At 40.2% G+C, this 3,048-nt stretch carries 3 protein-coding genes; all 3 read right to left on the bottom strand.

The window, feature by feature from the left end:
- Positions 1–1,778: elongation factor G (fusA, locus tag ACRCJ0_RS11360; protein WP_431390487.1), on the bottom strand; the 1,778-nt coding region annotated here is incomplete at its 3' end.
- Positions 1,779–1,888: 110 nt separating this feature from the next.
- Positions 1,889–2,359: a 30S ribosomal protein S7 gene (rpsG, locus tag ACRCJ0_RS11355; RefSeq protein WP_016896550.1), complete on the bottom strand. Its 471-nt coding sequence runs from the start codon at positions 2,357–2,359 to the stop codon at positions 1,889–1,891.
- A gap of 25 nt (positions 2,360–2,384) precedes the next feature.
- Positions 2,385–2,795: a 30S ribosomal protein S12 gene (gene rpsL / locus ACRCJ0_RS11350; protein ID WP_059135282.1), complete on the bottom strand. Its 411-nt coding sequence runs from the start codon at positions 2,793–2,795 to the stop codon at positions 2,385–2,387.
- Between the last annotated feature and the right edge of the window lie 253 nt (positions 2,796–3,048).

Genomic DNA, 3,048 nt, shown 5'->3' with positions numbered 1-3,048 from the left:
GCGTTACGTAACGCTAATGAAGCAGCAACTTTGAAGGCTGTCTCAGATGAATCGACATCATGGTAAGAACCATCGTAAAGTTTAGCTTTAACATCGATTAATGGGAATCCAGCTAATACACCGTTTTCCATTGCATCTTTAAGACCAGCTTCAACAGCAGGGATGTATTCACGAGGAACCACACCACCGACGATTGCATTTTCAAATTCAAATCCAGCACCTTCTTCGTTAGGTGTGAATTCGATCCATACGTCACCGTATTGACCTTTACCACCTGATTGACGAACGAATTTACCTTGAACTTGAGTTTGTTGTGTGAATGTTTCACGGTAAGATACTTGAGGCGCACCTACAGTTGCAGAAACATTGAATTCACGTTTCAAACGGTCAACGATGATGTCAAGGTGAAGCTCACCCATACCAGCGATGATTGTTTGACCAGTTTCGTGGTCAGTTGACGCACGGAAAGTTGGATCCTCTTCAGCTAATTTACCTAAAGCGATAGACATTTTGTCTTGGTCAGCTTTAGTGTCTGGCTCGATAGCAACTTCGATAACTGGCTCAGGGAATTCCATTGACTCAAGGATAACTTTGTTGTCAACGTCACATAAAGTATCACCTGTAGTAGTGTCTTTAAGACCTACAGCAGCAGCGATATCACCAGAGAATACTTCATCTACTTCAGAACGAGAGTTAGCGTGCATCATTAAGATACGACCTAAACGTTCACGTTTGTCTTTAGTAGCATTTTGGATGTATGAACCTGATTGAACAGTACCAGAGTACACACGGAAGAAAGTTAAACGACCTACGAATGGGTCAGTCATAACTTTAAACGCTAATGCTGAGAATGGTGCATCGTCGTTCGCACGAACTTCGATCACTTCTTCTGGGTTGTCAAATGCATGACCTTGGATTGGTGGTACATCAGTTGGTGCAGGTAAGTAGTCGATAACTGCATCAAGCATTAATTGAACACCTTTATTTTTAAAGGCAGAACCACACATTACAGGGAAGAAGTCAACGTTAGTAGTTGCTGTACGGATAGCCGTTTTCAATTCTTCTTTAGAAATCTCTTCACCTTCAAGGTATTTTTCCATAATATCTTCATTCACGTCAGCGATTGATTCAATTAGGTTTGTGTGCCATTTTTCAGCTAATTCGCGGTATTCTTCTGGAATTTCGCGTTCTTCGTATTCTCTACCGTCATCAGAAGTGTAAACTTCAGCGTTCATTTCCACTAAGTCAATGATACCTTCGAAGTCATCTTCAGAACCAATTGGTAATTGGATAGGTTGAGCGTTTGCTTGTAAACGTTCGTGGATAGTGTTTACAGAGTATAAGAAGTCTGCACCCATTTTATCCATTTTATTTACGAATACAATACGAGGTACTTTATAAGTATCTGCTTGACGCCAAACAGTTTCTGTTTGAGGCTCTACACCTGATTGGGCATCTAGTAAAGCTACTGAACCATCTAATACACGTAATGAACGCTCAACTTCAACAGTGAAGTCCACGTGTCCTGGGGTATCAATGATGTTTACACGGTGGTCTTTCCATTGTGCAGTTGTTGCAGCAGATGTAATAGTGATACCACGTTCTTGTTCTTGCTCCATCCAGTCCATTTGTGCCCCACCATCGTGAGTTTCACCGATTTTATGGATTTTACCAGTGTAGAACAAGATACGTTCAGTAGTAGTCGTTTTACCAGCATCGATGTGGGCCATGATACCGATATTACGAGTCTTTTCAAGAGGAAATTCTCTTTTAGCCATCTTATCTTTACTCCTTTTTTCTTTGATTCGTTTAATAATTGGTTTCCACAATCATTATAACGTTTTTAGAGAAAAGTCGACAATATAAATTATCGACTTTTAGAAAACTCTTACCAACGGAAATGTGCGAAGGCTTTGTTAGCTTCTGCCATACGGTGTGATTCTTCACGTTTACGAACTGAAGCACCTGTATTGTTAGCAGCGTCCATGATTTCGTGTGATAAGCGTTGTTCCATTGTGTTCTCACCACGTAGGCGAGCGTAGTTTACTAACCAACGTAATGCCAAAGTTTGACGACGTTCTGGACGAACTTCGATTGGCACTTGGTAGTTAGACCCACCAATACGACGAGCTTTAACTTCTAAAACTGGTGCGATGTTTTCGATTGCTTGTTCGAAAACCTCCATTGGATCGTTACCTGTTTCAGCTTTAATGTTGTCGAAGGCAGTATATAAAATAGTAGCTGCTTTACCACGTTTACCATCAACCATGATACGGTTGATTAAACGAGTAACTAATTTTGAGTTATAAATTGGATCTGGTAATACATCACGTTTTGCAATATGTCCTTTACGAGGCATTTGTGCTCCTCCTTTCGATTTTTAATTATTTAGGTTTTTTAGTACCGTATTTAGAACGGCTTTGTTTACGGTCGTTAACTCCAGCAGTATCTAACGCACCACGAACGATGTGGTAACGAACCCCTGGTAAGTCTTTCACACGTCCACCACGGATAAGAACAACACTATGTTCTTGTAAGTTGTGGCCGATACCTGGGATGTAAGCTGTTACCTCGATCATGTTTGATAAACGAACACGAGCGTATTTACGTAACGCTGAGTTAGGTTTTTTCGGTGTCATAGTACCTACACGTGTACAAACTCCACGTTTTTGAGGAGAGTTTGTAGAAGTAGATTTACGTTTCATTGAGTTGTAACCACGGCCTAAAGCTGGAGAACCAGATTTTTTAGTTGAGCTTTGGCGTGATTTGCGTACTAATTGGTTAATAGTTGGCATAACTATAAGCTCCTCCTTCCCATTAATGGGTGATATTTTTTGTATATACTTTATGCTCACACATCCAAGCGTGTCATAATTTTTTTGAAAAAATAAAAATCGCTTTACAGCTACGATTTCAGCTTTTCAATGTTTGTGTGCTAATGTACCAGTCAGCACGACTGTTCGATTTGGATACAAATACAGGAATCTGCATACAAAAAGCACCTTATATAATTTATCACATTCGCAAGGTCGCGTCAACAAATAATCT

This window comes from Aerococcus sp. L_32, assembly GCF_050689315.1.
The sequence above is the reverse complement of the archived record's forward strand: the minus strand, read 5'-3'. Positions and strand labels throughout refer to the sequence as shown.

Excerpts from the sequence above, each read along its gene's own strand:
- rpsG (WP_016896550.1), bottom strand. The coding sequence starts at position 2,359 with ATGCCTCGTAAAGGACATATTGCAAAACGTGATGTATTACCAGATCCA.
- rpsL (WP_059135282.1), bottom strand. The coding sequence starts at position 2,795 with ATGCCAACTATTAACCAATTAGTACGCAAATCACGCCAAAGCTCAACT.